This window comes from Pseudophaeobacter sp. EL27 (assembly GCF_900313025.1).
Classification (GTDB): Bacteria; Pseudomonadota; Alphaproteobacteria; order Rhodobacterales; family Rhodobacteraceae; genus Pseudophaeobacter.
In genome coordinates, this window is the sequence record NZ_OMPQ01000004.1 from 84,435 (window position 1) to 103,097 (window position 18,663).

At 57.0% G+C, this 18,663-nt stretch carries 21 protein-coding genes and 2 pseudogenes; 9 read left to right on the forward strand and 14 right to left on the reverse strand.

Going from position 1 to position 18,663, the window contains the following annotated elements; all coding sequences use genetic code 11:
* The first annotated feature begins 88 nt into the window (after nucleotides 1-88).
* Both ED661_RS02310 and ED661_RS02315 read left to right on the forward strand, forming a co-directional pair.
* The gene (locus ED661_RS02310; RefSeq protein ID WP_122072347.1) at nucleotides 89-856 is read left to right on the forward strand and encodes a DUF1365 domain-containing protein; all 768 of its coding nucleotides are present in this window, start codon (nucleotides 89-91) and stop codon (nucleotides 854-856) included.
* The gene (locus tag ED661_RS02315) at nucleotides 853-1,578 is read left to right on the forward strand and encodes an SDR family oxidoreductase (protein WP_122072348.1); all 726 of its coding nucleotides are present in this window, start codon (nucleotides 853-855) and stop codon (nucleotides 1,576-1,578) included. The genes ED661_RS02310 and ED661_RS02315 overlap by 4 nt, the downstream gene beginning before the upstream one ends.
* A 33-nt stretch (nucleotides 1,579-1,611) precedes the next feature.
* On the opposite strand, the gene ED661_RS02320 is transcribed toward ED661_RS02315, so the two are convergent.
* From ED661_RS02320 to ED661_RS02330, 3 genes are all read right to left on the reverse strand, one after another.
* Complete coding sequence (locus ED661_RS02320; protein ID WP_122072349.1) at nucleotides 1,612-2,127, reverse strand: fasciclin domain-containing protein; 516 nt, start codon at nucleotides 2,125-2,127, stop codon at nucleotides 1,612-1,614.
* Between the two features lie 174 nt (nucleotides 2,128-2,301).
* Nucleotides 2,302-2,937 carry a ChrR family anti-sigma-E factor gene (locus tag ED661_RS02325; protein WP_122072350.1) on the reverse strand — a complete coding sequence of 212 codons (636 nt, stop codon included), beginning with the start codon at nucleotides 2,935-2,937 and terminating at the stop codon, nucleotides 2,302-2,304.
* The gene (locus ED661_RS02330; protein WP_254054753.1) at nucleotides 2,938-3,474 is read right to left on the reverse strand and encodes a sigma-70 family RNA polymerase sigma factor; all 537 of its coding nucleotides are present in this window, start codon (nucleotides 3,472-3,474) and stop codon (nucleotides 2,938-2,940) included. It abuts the gene before it with no gap.
* A 339-nt stretch (nucleotides 3,475-3,813) separates the two neighbouring features.
* On the opposite strand from ED661_RS02330, the gene ED661_RS02335 reads away from it, so the two are divergent.
* Both ED661_RS02335 and ED661_RS02340 read left to right on the forward strand, forming a co-directional pair.
* Complete coding sequence (locus ED661_RS02335; RefSeq protein WP_162930008.1) at nucleotides 3,814-4,233, forward strand: FCD domain-containing protein; 420 nt, start codon at nucleotides 3,814-3,816, stop codon at nucleotides 4,231-4,233.
* Nucleotides 4,234-4,335: 102 nt separating this feature from the next.
* Nucleotides 4,336-5,155, forward strand: a pseudogene (locus tag ED661_RS02340) (integrase core domain-containing protein).
* A gap of 115 nt (nucleotides 5,156-5,270) precedes the next feature.
* Here ED661_RS02340 and ED661_RS02345 read toward each other — a convergent pair.
* The 10 genes and pseudogenes from ED661_RS02345 to ED661_RS02390 all read right to left on the reverse strand — a co-directional run.
* Nucleotides 5,271-5,495 (reverse strand): annotated as a pseudogene (locus ED661_RS02345) (transposase); the annotation flags it as partial.
* Nucleotides 5,496-5,650: 155 nt separating this feature from the next.
* Entirely contained in the window at nucleotides 5,651-6,298 is a 648-nt protein-coding gene (locus tag ED661_RS02350) for an FMN-dependent NADH-azoreductase (protein WP_122072353.1), read from the reverse strand.
* 28 nt (nucleotides 6,299-6,326) lie between these two features.
* Nucleotides 6,327-6,794 (reverse strand): hypothetical protein, encoded by a 468-nt coding sequence (locus ED661_RS02355; RefSeq protein WP_122072354.1) that lies wholly within the window; start codon nucleotides 6,792-6,794, stop codon nucleotides 6,327-6,329.
* A complete protein-coding gene (locus ED661_RS02360; RefSeq protein ID WP_122072355.1) occupies nucleotides 6,791-8,080 on the reverse strand; it encodes an amidase in 1,290 nt (429 codons plus the stop codon). Before ED661_RS02360 ends, ED661_RS02355 begins: the two co-directional genes overlap by 4 nt.
* Nucleotides 8,080-8,967: a polysaccharide deacetylase gene (locus ED661_RS02365; RefSeq protein ID WP_122072356.1), complete on the reverse strand. Its 888-nt coding sequence runs from the start codon at nucleotides 8,965-8,967 to the stop codon at nucleotides 8,080-8,082. Before ED661_RS02365 ends, ED661_RS02360 begins: the two co-directional genes overlap by 1 nt.
* A complete protein-coding gene (locus ED661_RS02370; RefSeq protein ID WP_122072357.1) occupies nucleotides 8,964-10,514 on the reverse strand; it encodes an amidohydrolase family protein in 1,551 nt (516 codons plus the stop codon). Before ED661_RS02370 ends, ED661_RS02365 begins: the two co-directional genes overlap by 4 nt.
* A 13-nt stretch (nucleotides 10,515-10,527) precedes the next feature.
* Complete coding sequence (locus tag ED661_RS02375) at nucleotides 10,528-11,223, reverse strand: DUF1989 domain-containing protein (protein WP_122072358.1); 696 nt, start codon at nucleotides 11,221-11,223, stop codon at nucleotides 10,528-10,530.
* A 198-nt stretch (nucleotides 11,224-11,421) separates the two neighbouring features.
* On the reverse strand, nucleotides 11,422-12,207 hold the full coding sequence (locus ED661_RS02380; protein ID WP_122072359.1) for an SDR family NAD(P)-dependent oxidoreductase: 786 nt from the start codon (nucleotides 12,205-12,207) through the stop codon (nucleotides 11,422-11,424).
* A 53-nt stretch (nucleotides 12,208-12,260) separates the two neighbouring features.
* Entirely contained in the window at nucleotides 12,261-12,836 is a 576-nt protein-coding gene (locus tag ED661_RS02385) for a VOC family protein (RefSeq protein ID WP_122072360.1), read from the reverse strand.
* A gap of 10 nt (nucleotides 12,837-12,846) precedes the next feature.
* Nucleotides 12,847-13,308 (reverse strand): ester cyclase, encoded by a 462-nt coding sequence (locus ED661_RS02390; protein ID WP_122072361.1) that lies wholly within the window; start codon nucleotides 13,306-13,308, stop codon nucleotides 12,847-12,849.
* A gap of 309 nt (nucleotides 13,309-13,617) precedes the next feature.
* On the opposite strand from ED661_RS02390, the gene ED661_RS02395 reads away from it, so the two are divergent.
* From ED661_RS02395 to ED661_RS02415, 5 genes are all read left to right on the forward strand, one after another.
* The gene (locus ED661_RS02395) at nucleotides 13,618-14,832 is read left to right on the forward strand and encodes an ABC transporter substrate-binding protein (protein WP_122072362.1); all 1,215 of its coding nucleotides are present in this window, start codon (nucleotides 13,618-13,620) and stop codon (nucleotides 14,830-14,832) included.
* 95 nt (nucleotides 14,833-14,927) lie between these two features.
* Nucleotides 14,928-15,656, forward strand: a complete 729-nt coding sequence (locus tag ED661_RS02400) for an ABC transporter ATP-binding protein (protein WP_122072363.1) — start codon at nucleotides 14,928-14,930, stop codon at nucleotides 15,654-15,656.
* Complete coding sequence (locus ED661_RS02405; RefSeq protein WP_122072364.1) at nucleotides 15,649-16,323, forward strand: ABC transporter ATP-binding protein; 675 nt, start codon at nucleotides 15,649-15,651, stop codon at nucleotides 16,321-16,323. Before ED661_RS02400 ends, ED661_RS02405 begins: the two co-directional genes overlap by 8 nt.
* Complete coding sequence (locus tag ED661_RS02410) at nucleotides 16,320-17,192, forward strand: branched-chain amino acid ABC transporter permease (RefSeq protein WP_122072365.1); 873 nt, start codon at nucleotides 16,320-16,322, stop codon at nucleotides 17,190-17,192. The genes ED661_RS02405 and ED661_RS02410 overlap by 4 nt, the downstream gene beginning before the upstream one ends.
* Before the next feature lies 1 nt (nucleotide 17,193).
* A complete protein-coding gene (locus ED661_RS02415; RefSeq protein ID WP_122072366.1) occupies nucleotides 17,194-18,195 on the forward strand; it encodes a branched-chain amino acid ABC transporter permease in 1,002 nt (333 codons plus the stop codon).
* A gap of 44 nt (nucleotides 18,196-18,239) precedes the next feature.
* Here the strand turns inward: ED661_RS02415 and ED661_RS02420 are convergent, their stop codons facing one another.
* On the reverse strand, nucleotides 18,240-18,578 hold the full coding sequence (locus ED661_RS02420; protein ID WP_122072367.1) for a helix-turn-helix domain-containing protein: 339 nt from the start codon (nucleotides 18,576-18,578) through the stop codon (nucleotides 18,240-18,242).
* Nucleotides 18,579-18,663 lie beyond the last annotated feature (85 nt).

An 18,663-nucleotide genomic window follows, 5' to 3' on the forward strand; every position in this document is an offset into this window, starting at 1 on the left:
ACGCTTGGACGGCGGCTCCGGATCACTTTCCTCTGTAAAAAACAGTTGGCGGGGTGATCCAGTTTCTGTTTTTTCCCGTAACCTAACTATGATTGAACTTGTTACAGCCCAAACTTATCACGCCCGTCGCGGAAGTCTGAAAAACGCCTTCCGATATGGAGTGGATTACGTGTTGACCGATCTGACTGAGGGCGCTGCCCCTTTGTTGTCGCGCAACCGTTTCAACCTCTTTTCACTACATGACCATCACCACGGCGGTCCTCGTGGTAAGGGACAGGGGGTGGTCTGGTTTCGACAATTGCTGCAACAGCGCGGGTTTCCGGTTGAGCAGGCAAAGCTGCTGCTTTTAACCCAGCCGAGCTTCTTGGGGTTTCATTTCAATCCCGTAAGTTTCTGGATTGCGACTATAGATGGTGCGCCCTGCGCATTCGTTGCGGAGGTGAACAATACCTTTGGCCACCGCCATTGCTATTTCTGTGCACATAGTGATTTCCGCACCATCAAGCGCTCCGATCAAATCGAGGCTGATAAACTGATGCATGTCTCGCCGTTTCAGCAGGTAGCAGGCACCTATCGTTTCAATTTTGAAATGACAGATCGCGCCTTCAATATTCGCATATCTTATCAAAATCGGGACCAGGGCGTTCTGGCAACCTTGAACGGACTGCGTCGCCCGGTGACGACAGCGCGTCTGGCCGGGGTCGCTTTTCGGCGCCCCTTAGGGGCAATGCGGATTGTGGCACTGATTTACTGGCAGGCTGTGAAGCTCTGGCTCAAAGGTGCGCCGTTCCTGCGCAAGCCTAAACCACCTGAACCACTCGTCTCTGACAGCTCCCCTTCTAGGATCAACTCATGAATGATTTGAGGGGAAAGACCTATTGGCTGATTGGCGCCAGCGAAGGATTGGGGCGGGAAATCGCCAAAGGCCTGGTCGGCGCCGGTGCGCACGTGATTGTGTCCGCCAGATCACAGGGGCGGCTACAAGAGCTGACCTGGGCTCTTGGGGCTGCGACACCACTGGCCATGGATGTAACAGATGGTCGCTCAGTTGCTGAGGCTGCAAAAAACCTGGGGCCGATCGATGGGGTAATCTACAATGCCGGCGCCTATACCCCAATGCGAAGCCAAGACTGGGACAGCGCCGAAGCCCTGGCAATGATGGAGGTGAATTTTGCTGGGGCTGTGCGGGTTCTGGGGCATGTCTTGCCCGCGTTTATCGCCAAGGGTCAGGGGAACATCACCTTGGTCGGATCACTGGCAGGATATCACGGATTGCCAGCAGCCATAGGATATGCAGCAAGCAAGGCAGCGCTGATCAGTTTGGCTGAAACCATGCGCCACGACCTGCGAGGCAGCGGTGTGGCCGTACGTCTTGTTAACCCCGGCTTCATCAAAACACGCCTGACGGACAAAAACGAATTTGCGATGCCACAGTTGATGTCAGCTGAAGAGGCTGCTGATCATGTGCTCCGGGCCATGCAGCGGCAGCGGTTTCGGACAGATTTTCCTCGGCCCTTTTCCTGGTTCATCAAAGCGCTGTCTTCTTTACCAGACTGGGTGGTCTATCGTTTCAAATAGGCAGGCCCCGCCATTATGCGGGGCCTTTTTTTGTTAGTGACAGGCTGGGAGGCTTCCGGGCAGCAGGACTTTGTCGATCACATGGATCACGCCATTGTCTGCCTGAATATCTGCAATCACGACATTGGCCATTTGCCCGGACCCATCGGCAATCTTCACCCCTTCTGTGCCAGCAGTAATGCATAGGCGCTCGCTGGTCAGCAGCGGTTTGAAGTAGTTGGAGCCGGCTGGGATCATATCAGCAGACAGCTTTCTATCATCCACATGGTACAAAAGCACATTTGTCAGTTGGCCTTTGTTTTCCGGTTTCAGCAGCGTCTCAACCGTCCCTTCTGGCAATGCCGCAAAGGCCTGGTTTGTCGGGGCGTAGACCGTAAATGGCCCCGGCCCAGAAAGGGCATCGGCCAGACCAGCCGCGCCAACTGCTGCCACCAAGGTCGAGAAACGCTCGTCCCCTGCTGCGATCTCTACGATTGTATTGGCCTGTGCTGCGCTAACAGATGTTGCCAGGGCAAGGGCGGCGAGGGCGGTTTTGAATGTGGTTTTCATGATCTATCTCCAAGCAAACTATTGAGTGTGTTTTCATTTCTCTTTGGATCGTACTAAGGGTACGCAGCAGGAGGCTTGGCAGATCTCAACATCACGAATATGTTATTAAATACAGGTTCTTAAATAAAAAAAGCCCGCTGACTGCGGGCTTTTGAAGGAAGTGTATGGCAGGACCTAAATGCGAAACAGTGGTTGCAGCAATCGCGGCATAAATGCGTTGAAACGCAATGGCGCATCTGTTGCTGCAAGGCATATACAGGCGTCGCCAGCGTCGGCAATTGGGGTGTGCTCAAGATCTTCGTCGCCGATCTCTACATCTCCAACGCCAAAGCGACCGGTCTCATCACTGAAGCTCCCTTGTAGAACCAGTGTTAACTCCAGCCCGTTGTGGCTGTGATCAGGAACCGCTTGCCCCGCCGGTATGTACAGCAACCGGGCTGATCCACCGTCCGTTTCTGAAAGGATGCTCTGTTTCACCCCCATCCCAAGTGTTCTCCAGCGCGGCTGCCTTCCTTTCAATGCCTCCATCACCGGGCCTGGGTAGATGCCCTTCGCCTCGTATACTGGTTCAGGATGGACTGGGTCATCCAACAGCGCCATCAAATTGGATTTCAAGCCACTAGATACAGCGATATCTGCAGTCTGCTCCAGCAAGGCTCCGCCAACAGCGTGATAGGATTCCAAAGTCGCACGACAATCCTCACAAAGTGAGACATGGGCCGCAACAACCATAGCAAAAGGATGCGGTAGCGTGCCTGCGGCATAGGCCGCCATCATATCGTCTGGAATGTGGTGTGTGATTGCAGACATCTATCGCAACCCCTTTAGTTCTTTGCGCAGCCGGTTAAGGCCAAGACGAATTCGTGATTTTACGGTGCCAAGCGGCAACCCGGTCTGAACGCTGATTTCCTGATGGGTGAGATCCCCCATATAGGCTTTCTCGATCATCTCTTTCTGGTCGGGTTGCAGTTGGTCCAGAGCGCTTTTCAACTGCTCTGCCTCTTGATCAAACGCCAAGATCTGACTGGCATCCGGTTCAGAACCCGGATCCTGTGCCAACTCATCAGGAACAGGTCGGTTTTCTTTGCGGATAATATCGATCTGCCGATTTCGAGCGATTTGATAAATCCAAGCAGAAGCCTGGGCGCGATGCGGATCGAACATCGTGGCCTTGCGCCAAACGGTCAACATCACATCCTGCACGATCTCTTCTGCCTGGGCAGCTCCTGTGCCCGAGCGCATGATGAAGCCCTTAAGACGAGGCGCAAAATAATCGAACAAAGACCCAAAGGCATCGCGATCGCGCTCATCGCGCACTGCGACCAACCAGACCGTCATCTGTGACATTTGCGGGGATTGTTGCGGCACGGCTCGTCCTGTCTTGGGCGGGCCCTTTGGCGCCTGTCCTACCTGGTGATGTTCTAACACTGTCTGCATCATACCAAGACTACGGATGGTTACAATTTTTGGATCACCTAAAGGGCAAAAAACTTAAGTCGAAACATGCCAGCAGCTGGCTGAAAGGGAATATTAGCCTCAGGAAAATGGCCAAAACTCAGAATTCAGCTCAATTTATGCCCCTCTTTACCTACTGCCGAACCCATCACCATGATCAGAACTGTCTTTAGGAACCTGGCAGAAATTGCACGCATGGCCCCATCCTCGTTTCACGAGTAATTCAAAATTGTGACAGTCCCCCTGAGCCTTCCTATCGATCAATCCCGGATCCAAATCCTTCGTGAGCATGTCGCACTTGAAAAGCAGGCCAAACAAAGAGGGAGCCGACCTGAAATCATTCGGCTTTCTGGTGAGTTCCATGTGAAAATGACCGACGTGTCAGGGAACGCGTTGTTAACTCGAATTGTCAAGGAGTTGGTGACCCGAACTTCGCTGATTGTCGGCTTATTCGGGGCTGGCAGAGGTACCAGCTGTCGTGAAGACGAGCATGATGAAATTTTGAATGCTATTGAAAGGGGAGACAGAAGTGCTGCGAAACAACTGACAATCGAGCACCTCACCCATATTCAAGATGGGTTAGAATTGGTTCGCACACCAAAAAAAACTTCAAGCCTTGTGAAGATCCTAAGCTCAAAGGAGAAATCCTAGCATCTGTGAGCGATACCTGAACTGCGACTCTTGTTGGCCTCAGGTGTGCCTCCCTCCAAGAAGTGGTCCGCCTCTAAAAATTAGGACATCGGAGGACCATAGATGGCGATTAAGAGACCCAAACCTGAAGAGATTGTCGTGAACTTACGACAGGTTGAAGTATTGATGGGGCTAGGCATGCCTCGGATAGACGCGATCAGACCGATCGGTGTGACTGAACAAACCTATTACCGCTGGAAGAAGAAGTATGGCGGAATGGGCACGGAACAACTCAAGGAACTGAAGCGGCTACAGTAGGAGAACGAGCGCCTGCGTCGGGCGGTATCGGACCTGACACTGGACAAATTGATCCCGTCGGAGGCCGCAAAGGGAAACTTCTGAGCCCCTCGCGTCGGCGTGCTTGCATCGATCTAGTACGTTGTCAGATGAAGGTTTCCGAACGTCGTGTTTGTCGCGTCTTGGGCCAGCATCGATCCATACAACGGCGATTGCCACAGGGGCGTACTGACGAGGAACGTTTGGTCGCCGACATGATCGAACTGACACGTCAATACGGTCGATATGGCTACCGCAGGGTTGCGGCCCTGTTGCGGAACGCTGGTTGACCCCTCTCGGCGGTGTAAACACCGCCTGTCGGCGCCAAGACCGCATACATTGAGCCTGGATCACCCCTTTCGGGACATCGCGATGCGATGTCCTGCCGGGCAGTGCATGGGAGAACGGATACTTTGAGAGCTTCAATGAACGGATGCGAGATGAATTGCTGAACGGTAAGGTCTTTTTCTCGTTACGAGAGGCCGAGATCATCATTGAAAACTTGAGGAAACACTACAACACAAAACGACCTCACAGTGCTCTGGGCTACCGCCCACCTGCGCCAGAGACCATCGTCCCGATGGAGCAAAGGCCAACCATGCACTAACTTTCAATTTGGACCACTCAAGTGGGGCTGTTCACGGGGCGTATTGTTCAAGCGGTCGCAAATCTGTTTAATGTCGTGATCGGTCATCGATCTGATGTCACGTTTGCGGGGCAGCCCCAGTCGTTTGTCTCAGGGGCATGCCAAACAGTACTTTCATGATCAGATAGGCTTGGGTTGCCGCATCGTTGAGCTGCTGCTGAAGACCACGCTTCCTGCTCGGTGGTGGCCGCCATGCCCTCCCAGGATCGAACCAAATCATAAGGGATCCACGCTGCTTCTACGCCTCGTTGTGAGCCGACCAGTTCGTGGTCTTGTATTTTGTAGGATGCCAACTGCCCATGCCGTTCAGCTATCATGTTGGATTCATACGGTGGATCCCACAACCAATTTGTACAGTAAAGCCGGGTTGTCGCACCAAACGGATTGAAACGGTGCGACAGGTTACCTTTTATCTTTGAAGAGATGCGATTTAGCCGGATCCGTTGATTTCTGGATTCAGATTGCCAATTCGCGTGCTGCCTGCTTCGCGCGAGCTTGGGCCGTGGCCACAGAATCCTCGAAACGTCTGTCTCCGAATTCTTGATATTCGATGGCGATGGTTTCCATCTCGCGTGCGTCGGCGCCGAGGTAGTGGGCGCTGGCGGCGATGGCCGGGTCCAAGCCGTTAAGGTGGGCGCGTTCGCCGCCAGGAGCAAAGCCGAACTCCCCGCGCGAGGACAGCACCACGAGCTTCTTGCCGGTCAGGATCGGTTCGATCGGCGTGTCGCCGCGCGACAGGTCAAAACTGAAGGTGACACCGACACGCGCGATCAGATCAAACCACGCCTTGAGCGCAGCTGGCATCGAATAATTGTACATGGGCGCGCATAGAGCGATGACACCGGCGGACTTGATTTCCTCTATGAGTGCGTCGGATTCAGCAAGCACCTCACGTTGAACAGTGGTTAGCTCGGCCGGGTCGGTAAAGGCAGCAGCGATCCAGCCCTCATTGATGATCTTGGGCGGGGTCAGACCTACATCGCGATGGGTGATCGCTCCGCCACCTGATGCTGTCCAGTTATCTTCAAAAATTTGCGCTAACTCTCGGGTAAGAGAGCGGTTTGCGCGGGCACTGGAATGAATGATGAGCAGGGATTTGGGCATGGTTAGGTGCTCCTGTTTTACTGAAGGATCATACGTCAAAGGGGGTGTCATCCAGACCATTGACGGCGAAGGTGGCGGTGATTGAAGGCAGAACGTCCCAAGCCTGGCCAGCTATGGCCCAACCGTCAGGGTTACGCACCAGCAGGAAAGCGCTGATATCTTCAGTCACCTCGGTACAGTTTTCATGCATTTCGCAACCGGCCAAGGCGATGGCAACATTGCCCGCGATCCAGATATGCAGTCCCCGGCCTTTTTCCTGGAATACCGGCATTGAGCCGTTGTTGCGTAAGCCAACCATGCGGGTTGCAAATTGTTCAACGGTTTGCGGTTTAGCTGGTCGGGGCGATGCGTAAAGCAGTGCATCTGGCAGATACGATGCAGTCAACACTTGGGTATCTGGCGGAGTTGTTTCGTCCCAGCACAATGCGCGAAACTGGCTTTTGATCAGAGCTGCGATCTCTACTCGGTCAGTTTCGAACGTTTCGGATTTGGTCATGCTAGTACCTCCGATGCTAAAGGGGAGAGGAGGGGTTCGATCTGTTGCCCCGTCCACAGTACCCGGTCATCATCACCGGAGACGCCCGCGAGAGTCAGGGAGTGGCCTGGGCGAGTTCCGCAGGGCATGGCCAGCGAGGGCATGTCGAGATAGGCTCCCAGCATGCTGAGCCGCAAGATACGGGCGTTCTCGGTTGCAAAGGCTTCTCTGTTATCCTGTACGGCCCGCAGCCGTGGAGGGGGCCCAGAAAGAGTAGGTAAAACGAGGAGATCACCATCTAACTGCTTTGCGAGCTTTGTCTTCAGAGTTGCACGGGCGGCACGTATGTGAGCCGCTGCAGCAGGAGCGATGGACTGCGATGCCTTTAGACGCTGACGGATCACAGGGTCGATCTGGGGATCATCCAGATCAGCAAGACCGGCGAGGGTTTCTGGAGCTTCGACAGCGACAAGGGTGCCGTGCCTGCGAAACAGCTCACCCAGGTCATCTAGGACAGGCAACGCTCGAACCTCAATTCTATGACCTGCATAGGCTAACTCACGGGCGGCACAGGCGAACATCGCGCGGATTTCCGGGTGCAGGGGTTCCAAATGTTTGGGTTCGGGGACGATTAGCCGAGGTAGCGGAATGTCAGGCGTGTTTGTTGTTTCTCTGCGCAGAGCCATGTCCAGTTGCAACAGCGAGATCATATTGCGCGCCATCGGCCCTGGTGTGTCGAGTGAAGGCGCCAGTGGAACGATACCTTGGCCATTGTAGCGCCCCATTGTCGGGCGAAACCCGTAAATCCCCTGACAGGCAGCAGGCACTCGAGTGGATCCCGAAGTATCTGTGCCAATCGCCATATCCGCGATACCAAGTGACACGGCTGTGGCGCAGCCCGAGGAGGATCCGCCTGGCACCAAATCAGGATCCAGAGCATTGCGTGCTGTGCCGAAATGCGGATTCAACCCCAGACCTGAAAAGGCAAATTCAGACATGTTGGCCTGCCCCATTGGCACGCCTCCCGAATCCACCAAGTTCTGTACCAGAGGTGCACTGTCGGCTGGCGGGGAGGCAGTGAAACTGCGCGACCCGGCGTTGGTGGGAAAACCTTGGACGTCAATATTGCCTTTGATAACAACAATCCGGCCGGCGAGAGGACCAATGGCGAGCCCATGGGCAGCGCAGGTGTCGAAACTACGCGCCAGCTCAAAAAGCCGAGCGTCATCCCTGCGTAAGAACACATGCTTCGCAGATGGGAGGTCAGCGCGCTCCAAGGTTCGCGCCAGGTTCAGGACAGCGGACATCAGAACAATACGGGTTTGGTATAATATGGCAGATTTTCGATGCGGACGGCATTGGGATCCTTTGCCGCCTCGGCCCGCACGTGGGCTGCGATCTCGTGCATCGGTGCGAACCAGACATCGCCGAGGTTCAGTACTGTTTCAAGCCAGGCTTCTACCTGACGCCAACGCGCCAACCGTCCGGTCAGAAAGGGGTGCCAAATTGCCAGCCAGAACCCCCCCGCCTCGTACTGGGCTTCGAATTCCTCCCAAAAACCCTGTAGGCCATGGCTGGGGCCTGCCACGGGCATCATATATCCAATTTCGTCATAATGGGCAAAAGGAGGCCAATCATCCGTGCCCCAATGTACAGGAAGTTCAACCAAAGATCCCTTATCCGTCTTCATCAGATAGGGGACATCGTCGGCCATTAGAGAGCTTTCATACTCAAAGCCGTGTTCAACCATGAGGTCGATCACTGTTTGATTGACGTTGTAGACCGGCGCGCGGTAGCCGCGAGGTGTGTTGCCAATAACCCGTTTGTGCGCGTCGAGTGTCCGTTCGAACCATTCGCGCTGTTCAGCAGGGCCATGGGTAGTAGGATCTTCGTGCAGATATCCATGATGACCTATCTCGTGGCCGTCCTTCAGGATCATTTCCATCGTGTCGGGATATTGTTCGACCACCCAGCCAGGGACGAAAAAGGACTGTTTTAGTCCGAATTTGCGATAGGTTTCGAGGATCCGGGGGATCGCCACGGTGGGGCCGTATCGGCCCATCGAGATCGGATAGAGACGATCATGGCCATCGCGGGGGCGCGAGATGTGGATCAAGCTATCGGCGTCTATGTCAAAACTGATGGCACAGGCGCAGCGTGCGCCTCCCGGCCATTTGATCGGATTTCGGATCATGATGTTTCCTTTCCTGTCGGCAGGGGCCGGGCGCCGTAGCGCTGCACCGGGGGGTGGGTGTTTGCGTGGTCCTGATCCCAGCGGGCGTACCAATCCATCAGCCAGGGGTGCAGATCGGCTTGTAGGTCACGGGCGTCCGGGTTCGGCGGTTGTGCGTCCAGCGCGGCGCGCAGATCGTCCATCAGGGCGTCTTCGCTGATGCCGACGGGCGTGCCATCCAGTAAGGCGGAGCGCCCCCCGACCAGCACATCACGAACATCACAGGCCTTGGCGCGCGCAATGATTAGCTCTGCCGGGTCAGTGGAAGGATCCGTCCAGGGTCTGAGCAGACGCGTCAGATCCAGAACCACCGCATCTGCGAGAAAGCCCGGATGCAGTTGTCCCAGCTCATCCGCGCGCCCCAGCAGACGGGCACCACCCACCGTCGCCATTTCCAGAACGTCGCGGGCTGTGAGAGATGGGGCAGAGGAATGCGGCGGGCGGTTCAGATGCAGGGCGAGACGCATTTCGGCGAACATGTCTTCATCCCCGGCGAGTGTTGTGCCGTCCATACCGAGCGCAGTGGTGACACCGGCCGCGCGCATCCGGGAAGCAGGCGCGATGCCGGAACGCAGTCGTAGGTTTGAGCCGGGATTATGGCTGATTTGTGTGCCGGCGCGAGCAATCTGATCCAGATCGGCGTCAGTCGCCCAGACCGCATGCGCCAGAGACAGGCGACCATTCAGGAGACCATGCCGTGCGAAATGTTCGATCGCCGAATGGCCGTGAATGCGAGGACTTTCGATGTTTTCATAGTGACTTTCCAGCGCGTGGGTCTGCACCCGGGCATCAAGCCGTTCCGCATGGCGCGCGATGTCGGCGAGCAGATCTTCGGACATCCATTGGGGACCGGTTGGGCCGAACCAGAAGTCTGTTTGCCCGTCGTTTTCACCAATCAGATCGCCCAGCAGATCGAGGTAGTCGGCGGGCGTCAGTCGCTGACGCGCGGCTTCGGCCTTGCGCAGGCGGGCGTGCAGGGGCGGCGGCAGAGTGGCGAGAAACGCGGCTTCCTCGCCCGCGCCATGAATGATGCGGTTTGACCAACGCTCGCCCGGTGCGATGACGGCGCGCAGGCCGACGCGGCGGTAGGCCTGTGCCTTGTCTCGCAGGCGGGTTTCGGCACGCGCGCGATCCGGCCCTGCGGCGCACATGTCCACCACAGTAGTGACCCCGCTTTGCAGCAGGCGCAGGGCCGCATGGCCGGTTGCCAATTGCGGCGGCAGATCGACCATCGCCGGGCCGTTGAACATCCAGGGTTCGAGGAAGTCGTCCTTGATACACTGATTGGAGAGCTCTACGCCATAGCAGTGGTGATGGGCGTTGATCAGACCGGGAAGGACGGCGCAGTCCACGCCGCCAAATTCGGGCAGGCCAGGGTGGCGTGCGCGCATCTGTGCCATTGGTCCGGCTTCGGCCACCCGGCCGCACCGGACCAGCAACGTATGATCCGTTCGGATGTCATGGGGAGACAATATCACCCATCGACCGGAGAGAAGCAGTTCATTCATCACAGTCTACAAGTCAGCTCTGATCGACCTGGAATGACAGCCCTGCAGGAAAGGTGCCTTCACCGTTAACCGGTGTCACATCCTGCGGGCAGGCGGACATGACGGCGACAACGTCCATTTCAGCGCGGAACCGCATGTGATCACCGGGCTTTGACACCGGCGGCTCAAAGCTGAGCGTTCCGTCTGGCTGCACTGGTACGTTCATCCACAGATTGAAGGGGGCTGGAACAGCAGGCGCGCGTAACCCGATGGCGATCAATGCCTGGCGCAGGTTGTCGGTGCAGTTGTTGTGGTAGTGCTCAACGCCGAGCTGCTGATATCGCGCGTGGTCGCAGCTGGCGATAACCGTGTCGTGGATGCCGGGCGAGGTGTCTTCGGTGATGGTCATCAGCGCTCGGCGCAGGTTCGAGATGACGCCGTCTCCGACCTTGGGGAAGAGCGACAGGATCGAGGTATGCAGATGCTCCATCGAACTGTATTCTTGCAGATCATCAACGTTAAAAATCCAAAAATCACAGACCTGATAGCCCACAGGGTTAGTGATGGTCAGAAGCTCTCCTGCCTTGACACGTACAGCCATGCCGCAACGCGCGGGAATGTCGTAGCGGCGGCCCTGTTCCGGGGTGCCATCGGGCGAAATCGCAATGTCGAGGCTTTGGTTGGTGCCGTCAGGTAGACCGGGATCGAAGGAAGAGGCAGGAGCAGTCATGGCAAGGGCCTTTGTTCGGAAGCAATTGTTGTTTCCCAGCAGACAGCAAAGCGTCTGCCGGGAAAACTGAGGAAAATTCAGGCGAAGCGGTAGATATTCTAATGTTTTGCATGATCAGAACCTCGTGAAAGGGACGTTGGATCCGGACGGATCGAGCGCGTATCCTTTTCATCCAGTTCGGCCTGATCCGATGCTTGATTATCCTTGGACCGCCCCGCGATCGGCGTTCAACTTCTGTCCGGTGATGTTGGCAGCTAATGGAGAGGCGAGATACAGATAGCTCAGTGCGATATCGTTGACGTCTTGTACGCCAGGCAGGGACTGGCCTGCGCTGATTTCCTCTTTGATGACATCTTCCGAGACATCTCGGTCCTGTGCCATTTCATGCAACGTGTTCAAAGCAGGGCCGGTCAAGACCCAGCCAGGACAGACAGCGTTGACACGAATACCTTGCGGGCCCAGCTCTTTGGCCATGACACGCATAAAGCCAATATTGGCATGTTTCGATGCGATATAGGCACCGAGATCTGGTTCCGCCGTGGTGCCCCAGATAGATGCGGTGATGATGATCCGCCCACCTTGCCCCATGAATGGCACCGCCGCACGGGTCGTGAGATATGTGCCATTGATGTTGATGTCTATGATACGGCGAAACCTGGCTTCAGCTTCATCACTCTGATCTTTAATGGGTGTAACATCTTCAAGCCCGGCATTAGCGACCAGCACGTCTAATGAGGGAATATCTGAGAACACCTCTTTTACTCCCGCGCTGTCGGTGATGTCACAGACCCACCCGGTTACCTCTTGGCCAGTCTCATTTGCCAAGGTCGTGGCGGCGTTGTGGACATCGATCCCTTGGGACAGGATGTGCACGCTGGCACCATGCACGGCAAAGGCGCGGGCGACGCCGTAGCCAATGCCACGGCTGGCGCCGGTAACCATGACGGTCTGGTTGCTGAAATCAAGGCCGGGGATCTTGTCCATGGCGAAGCTCCTAATAAATGACGACGCCGGGCGGATCTGCACGTCGGTCGGGGTTATGGGAGTAAATTTCTCTGTCGCGTGTCTGACGGAGGCGGGGAGGGATACCAACTTTCCGGTTCTGGGTAGTCCCATTCTTCGGGAAATTGGTAGGTTTCAAAGGTGGTTCTGGTGCTATCTTCTGTGTCGAAAAACGCAAAAGCATTGCGCCCCATCCACTTGCCCGACTGCACCATACGAAAGCCACGCGCTTCAAGAGCCTCGATGCGCTCTTCCCACGGAATGTCGTTGCAGTCATAGGCCACGTGGTGAAAACCTGCGCCATTGCGGGTCAGGAAATCCTGAAAGATCGACGGCCCCCAAAGAGGTTGCATCAGTTCCCAGATCATGTTGCCGGATTTGGCGAAACAGACCTTTAGAGCAAATTCGCAAGGCTGGCCGTTATAGGTCTGATCGGTAACCGTTTCAGGCGAAAAGGTGTAGACTGCCCATGGACCAATCCCCAGCCGGGTCAGCCCCTGCATCGTTTTGACGTGATCATCGGTAACGATGCAAAGTTCGACCACATTGCCAAGCATGGTGTTGGACAGGGATTCATCACTCAGCACAGTGGGGAGGGTAGAGAGGTCCATGGGCTGTGCCTTACTTTTCCGCGCCGTCGACGCCTGCGATGGCAAGATGTGGCAACGGCATCACGCCCAATTGAAAGAACAGGCCCAGAGTATCTTCGTGATAAAGGTAGTCGGTGACCTTGCCGTGCTCGTCAAACTTGAACCACTCGGCACCAAAGATGTCGATTTTGCGGCCTGTTCCCGGAATCCCGTAGAAATCGCCCTGATGCGTGCCGCGCAGGCGAAAGCGGGACATGACCGTGTCGCCATCGGCGACTAGGTCAATCGCGTCTTCGTGGATGTCGGGAAAGGCCTCGCGCCAGAAGGCCACTAGCTTTTTGAACCCGTCGCGACCCGACGGCCAACCCTCCAGCAGCAGCCCATGGCGCACGTTTTCGTCAAAGATCTCATCGACGCGCTGCATATCGTTCTTGTTCCAGCAGGTCGCGTAGATATCAGCGACGGTGGCCTTGTTGCGGTCCTGATTGGTCATGTGTGTCTCCAATTTGGTTTCGACCTTAACCGTCGCAATCACAGCCCATTGTTGTCACCCGACGAAACTTCATCCCAAGGCTGAAGAGATTTCAGGCGCGATTCTGCAGGTTCACTGGTTAGGAAATGGATCAACGCCGCCGGGGTTTGTTCCCGATGGCGTCGATCAGGCCCTGCTGGATAAGGGGCCGTTCATTCAACCAGGCGGACCGGCCCGGAATCTGTTTCCGGGCTACGGTGGGATGCGGCCAACGCATCGCCGACCGTGCCCGCTCAAGAACCTGAAAAAGTTCCAAACGGGAGGAACCACATGGCTTTCACAACAACATTCAAGGCGATCCAGACAGGGGCTGCGGCCTGTGCGATGACGGCGCTTGGCAGTATCGCGATGGCGGACAGTATTTCGCTGGGCGCGCCGATTCCGTTGACCGGGTATTTCGCTGCCGATGGCGAAACGATGGAGCAGGCGATCAATCTCGCCGTAGGTGAGATCAACGCAAAGGGCGGCTTGCTGGGGAGTGAGGTTGAGGTCGTGACCTTCGACATCGGCGATCTGACCCCGGACAAGTTGGCCGCTGCTGCTGCTAATCTGATCGAACGCGAGGGCGTCAGCGCCCTGATCAACGGCTATGGCGGCATGGGGCCGGATATCCCGGCCTTCTGTCCTTATGGTATTCCCTATATCCACAATGACGCGGTTGCGGGCGTGATCGACCTGGCCGAACGGATGCGCTGCAATGCGATCTTTAACGCTTCAGATATCGACCTGAACTATGGCAAGGCCCAGTTCGACATGGTGTTGAACACTGGCTATGCGTTTGAAAACAATCGACTGGCCATCGTGCATGGCGATTTTGAGTGGGACATCAACAACGCCAAATCCATGGCGGAAGCGGCAGAGGCTGCAGGCTGGGAAGTCGTTTACTTTCAGGAAGTGCCCTATGACACCGTAGAATGGACCGGCATCCAAAGCCAGATCCGCGCCGCCGAGCCTGCGCTGATATATCTGGAAGCGCTGGAGCCTGCGGTGGCGACCACCTTCCTGTCCCAGTACAAGGAAAACCCCGCCGGTTCGGCGCTGCTGAACGTGGGTTATATCGGCGCGACAACCGGGCTGGATGACGTGATCCGGCAGGGCAATGCCGAAGGTCTGCTGTCTTTCACGCTGAATGCTCATCAGGACAATGCAGCAGGGAACGCCTTTGTGGAACGTTGGGAAACAGCCTATGGGTTTGAACCCTCTGTCAGCCTCGCGGCGGCGGTTTATGACATGGTTTACATGTGGGCCGCTGCGGTCGAGCAGGTGGGTGACGCGAGCGATCACTCCGCAGTCGCCGATGCGATCCGTTCGATGAAGTACGAAGGCCTTGTTGGGACTTTTGCCTTTAATGAGCGCAACTTCATCGACAATGGCTCGGATACTCAGCCGGCCCAGCTGTTCCAGGTGCAGAACGGTGAACGGGTGCGTATGGTCGTGGGTGATCAGAAGGTTGGCGACATCGTGACGCCTGCGTGGGTGCGCTAACGCCCTTTCCGGACCGGCTGCGCCCGCTGTTTCCCGGGAATGCAGCTGGTCCACTTCTCCTACATTCCAACTGACAGCATGAGGAGCGTCCACCAATGACGCAAATGTCTCTGGAAAATGTCACCATGCAGTTCGGACCGTTCCGGGCGCTGACGGACATGTCCTTTCATATCGACCGGGGAGAGATCCTGGGCGTGGCGGGGCCGAACGGTGCCGGAAAATCGACACTGATGAATGTCTGCACCGGGGGGCTGCGTGCCAGCTCCGGGCAGGTAATTTTCAACGGTTGCGACGTGACACGCTTCAAACGCCACGCGCGCTGTGGGTTGGGGATTGCGCAGACGTTCCAGATCCCCACGTTGCTGTCTTCGCTCACAGTAGGGGAAAACCTGCTGGCGGGGCAGATTTTCGGAGCCGAGGCGCGGGGAGAACCCACCGGAATTTCGATGGACGAGATACTGTTCCTGACCCAGCTGGAAAGCAGCCTGGAATTGGACGCCGCACTGGCCGACCTGTTGACCCGCAAACGGATCATGCTGGGCGCGGCGCTAGCGACGGGGCCCGAGATCATTTTCATGGACGAACCCCTTGGCGGGCTGAACGCCGAGGAGATCGTGGAGTTCCTGCAGGTCATCCGTCACGTGCGCGAAGAGCTGGGGATCACCATCGTCATGGTTGAACATAAGACCCGCGCGCTGGCCGAAATCGCCGACAGGGTACTGATCATCAACTTTGGCGAATTTGTCATGCTCGACACCCCGCAGGTGGTGCTGAACGATGACCATGTGGTCGAGATCTATCTGGGAAAGAAACACGATGCTTGAGGTCGAAGGGATCAACGCCCTTTACGGCGATTTTCACGTGCTGCATGACGCCTCGCTGTCTGTGAACAAGGGGGAGTTGGTTGCCGTCGTAGGCGCCAATGGTCACGGCAAGAGCACGCTGTTAAAGGCGATTTGCGGGCTGACGCCGGTCAAATCCGGAGTAATTCGGTTTGGCGGCGGGGATACGGCAGGCCTGAAGGCGCCGCAACTGGTGGGGCAGGGGTTGGTCTACGTGGCCGAAGATCGCCGCCTATTTCCCGATATGACAGTGCTCGAAAACCTGCTGCTTGGGGCCTATCTGCCCGCCGCACGCGCGGCGGAGAAACATAATCTCAACCGGGTGTTTTCGCTTTATCCGCGTTTGGCAGAGCGACGCAATCAGCTGTGCCGGTCGCTGTCCGGGGGCGAGGCGCAGATGGTCGCGCTGGGGCGCGGGCTGATGTCTGATCCGACCTTGCTGGCGATTGACGAACCCTCGCTAGGTCTCGCTCCGAACCTGACCGAAACCATGCTGCAGACTGTGTCGCAGCTGAACAAGGACGGGCTAACGGTGCTGATCGTTGAACAGAGTCTGGCGCTGCTCAACGGTATGATCGACCGGGTCTATTCCATCGAAGAAGGCGTGCTGCGCGAAACCGACACCGACAACATGCAGGAGGTCCTATGACCCAGATCCTGGAAATCCTGATCAGCGGCATCACCCAGGGCGCCGTCTACTGCGTGGTCGCGGTGGGGCTGTCGCTGGTCTATGGCGCGTCGCGCATTTTGAACTTTGCCCATGGCTCGCTTTACTCGCTGGGCGGGTTCCTGGCCTGGTATCTGGTGGCGGACGGTCCCGGCCTACCGCTGTGGCTGGCGGTTTTGCTGGTGCTGCCGGTGCTGGCGCTGACCGGCATCGGGATCGAACGCGCCATCATCCGCCCCCTGCGCGGATCCGAAAACTGGAAGATCAACACGATCATGGTCACGCTTGGTCTCGCCTTTATCATCGAAAACGGGCTGCAACTGGTGTTCGGCCCCGGCACTCGAACCATCGCCCCCTTTGTCGAAGGCACGCTGAGCGTCGGCGGCATTACCATTACTTGGTACAAGCTGTCGATCTTTGTGATCTCGCTGGCGTTGGTCGGCGCGCTTGAATTCTTCCTGTCCTCGACCCGCTATGGTCAGGCTGTACGTGCGGTCAGTCAGGACATGCAGGGCGCCAACCAGGTGGGGATCAACGTCAATCAGATCTTTGGCCTGACATTCGCCCTGTCGGTGGTGCTGACCGGCATCGCAGGCATCCTGCTGGCGCCGGTGTTTCTTGTGTCGCCGCTAGGGGGGTGGGGGCCCTTCCTCAAGGCGTTTGTCATCGTGGTTCTGGGTGGTCTGGGCAGCACCAAAGGCGCCTTTGTTGCGGCCTTCATCCTCGCAGTGCTCGAGGCCTTCGTCATTTTCTATATCGGCCCAAGCTGGGCCATGCCGGCCTGGCTGCTGATGCTGATCATCGTGCTGATGATCCGCCCCAAAGGCCTGTTCGGCGTGTGGGAGAACTGAGATGTCATTAGGCAAATCCAAATCCAAATCCGCAACTCCGCTGATCGCGTCGGTCTTCACCGGTGTCGGACTGAAACAGCAATCACTGGTCTACTGGTTGGTGATCGCCGCGCTGGCCCTTGTCGGCGGGCTGATCGGAGACAGCTATATCCGCCATATCTTTATCCTGGTGTTCATCTGGTGCGTGGTGATCGCCAGCTGGGACCTGATCCTGGGGTACGCGGGGGTCTTTAACTACGCGCAGTTGGTGTTCTTTACATTCGGCGCCTACGGATCGGGGATGTTGTCGATCTATGCCGGGCTGACTCCGCTGCTGGCCATTCTGGCGGCGGCTGGCATAGGCGCGGTGATTGGGGTGGTGATTGCAATGCCGAGTCTGCGGCTAAAGGGCGAATATGTGGCGCTGTTCACATTCGCCGTGCATCTGGCGTTGCCGCCGTTGATCCAGCAGGGCAGGGCCATTGGCATGGGCGGCAATACCGGGCTGCTTGGCATCCCCTGGCTGAACCTCTTTGGCTATCAGGTGTCGCCGATTGACAAGCTGACATGGTACTGGGTGTCACTGACGATCGGGGCTGTCTGCGTCTACCTGATCTATTTCGTGATCCTGCGCGGACGGATGGGGCTTGCGTTCATTGCGATGCGGGACGCCGACACGTTCGCGCAGGCCATCGGCGTGAATGAATATCGATACAAACTGTTGGCGTTTGTCGCCTCTGCAGTGTTCACCGCCGTGGCGGGCGGGGTGTATGCCCATTACACTGGCGTGGTGACGCCAAGGGTGTTGGGGACCGAATTCTTTCTGATGGCGATGGTGATGCTGGCCATAGGGGGCATGGGTCGGTTTCCCGGTGCGGTGCTGGGGGTGTTCATCGTGGTGATCGGGAACGAGCTGTTGCGCAGTTTCGACGACTATCGCTTGTTGCTGCTGGGCATGGCCGTGGTGCTGACGGTGATTTTTCTGCCGCATGGCATGGCCGGGTTGTTCCGCAAGCGCGGCTGAGTTCACGCCGGTATGAAATCAGACGGCTGATCCCCTGACCGGGGTCAGCCGTAATTGCGTTCGACCCAGCGGTCCAGCTGGGCCACGACTTCGCGCAGGGAATAGCCCTTTGGGGTCAACCCGTATTCCACGTGCGGTGGGAACTTGCGGTATTCGGCGCGTTCAACCAGGCCAAGATCCTGCAGATCGCCGAGAACGTCGCCCATCACCTTTTTCGATATCCCTTCCATCCGGTTGCGCAGCTCGGTTGCCCGCAGTGGGCGCTCACCCAGAACATCCACAGTCAGCAGCGCCCATTTATTCGAGATCCGCGACAGGAACAGACGAGAGGGGCAGGTCGCGGCAAAGACGTTGCCGGTCTGGAAGTCTTCATGTCGGGTCATGGGGCGGCCTTTCGCATGGGCTGAGGGTCCGGGCCAGTTTATGGGCCGGGGCCGGAAGGACAAAGCCCCCTCGCTGTTTCGTGAA

Coding starts and splice junctions, on each gene's coding strand:
- ED661_RS02310 (WP_122072347.1), top strand. CDS start 89: ATGATTGAACTTGTTACAGCCCAAACTTATCACGCCCGTCGCGGAAGT.
- ED661_RS02315 (WP_122072348.1), top strand. CDS start 853: ATGAATGATTTGAGGGGAAAGACCTATTGGCTGATTGGCGCCAGCGAA.
- ED661_RS02320 (WP_122072349.1), bottom strand. CDS start 2,127: ATGAAAACCACATTCAAAACCGCCCTCGCCGCCCTTGCCCTGGCAACA.
- ED661_RS02325 (WP_122072350.1), bottom strand. CDS start 2,937: ATGTCTGCAATCACACACCACATTCCAGACGATATGATGGCGGCCTAT.
- ED661_RS02330 (WP_254054753.1), bottom strand. CDS start 3,474: ATGTCACAGATGACGGTCTGGTTGGTCGCAGTGCGCGATGAGCGCGAT.
- ED661_RS02350 (WP_122072353.1), bottom strand. CDS start 6,298: ATGCCCAAATCCCTGCTCATCATTCATTCCAGTGCCCGCGCAAACCGC.
- ED661_RS02355 (WP_122072354.1), bottom strand. CDS start 6,794: ATGACCAAATCCGAAACGTTCGAAACTGACCGAGTAGAGATCGCAGCT.
- ED661_RS02360 (WP_122072355.1), bottom strand. CDS start 8,080: ATGTCCGCTGTCCTGAACCTGGCGCGAACCTTGGAGCGCGCTGACCTC.
- ED661_RS02365 (WP_122072356.1), bottom strand. CDS start 8,967: ATGATCCGAAATCCGATCAAATGGCCGGGAGGCGCACGCTGCGCCTGT.
- ED661_RS02370 (WP_122072357.1), bottom strand. CDS start 10,514: ATGAATGAACTGCTTCTCTCCGGTCGATGGGTGATATTGTCTCCCCAT.
- ED661_RS02375 (WP_122072358.1), bottom strand. CDS start 11,223: ATGACTGCTCCTGCCTCTTCCTTCGATCCCGGTCTACCTGACGGCACC.
- ED661_RS02380 (WP_122072359.1), bottom strand. CDS start 12,207: ATGGACAAGATCCCCGGCCTTGATTTCAGCAACCAGACCGTCATGGTT.
- ED661_RS02385 (WP_122072360.1), bottom strand. CDS start 12,836: ATGGACCTCTCTACCCTCCCCACTGTGCTGAGTGATGAATCCCTGTCC.
- ED661_RS02390 (WP_122072361.1), bottom strand. CDS start 13,308: ATGACCAATCAGGACCGCAACAAGGCCACCGTCGCTGATATCTACGCG.
- ED661_RS02395 (WP_122072362.1), top strand. CDS start 13,618: ATGGCTTTCACAACAACATTCAAGGCGATCCAGACAGGGGCTGCGGCC.
- ED661_RS02400 (WP_122072363.1), top strand. CDS start 14,928: ATGACGCAAATGTCTCTGGAAAATGTCACCATGCAGTTCGGACCGTTC.
- ED661_RS02405 (WP_122072364.1), top strand. CDS start 15,649: ATGCTTGAGGTCGAAGGGATCAACGCCCTTTACGGCGATTTTCACGTG.
- ED661_RS02410 (WP_122072365.1), top strand. CDS start 16,320: ATGACCCAGATCCTGGAAATCCTGATCAGCGGCATCACCCAGGGCGCC.
- ED661_RS02415 (WP_122072366.1), top strand. CDS start 17,194: ATGTCATTAGGCAAATCCAAATCCAAATCCGCAACTCCGCTGATCGCG.
- ED661_RS02420 (WP_122072367.1), bottom strand. CDS start 18,578: ATGACCCGACATGAAGACTTCCAGACCGGCAACGTCTTTGCCGCGACC.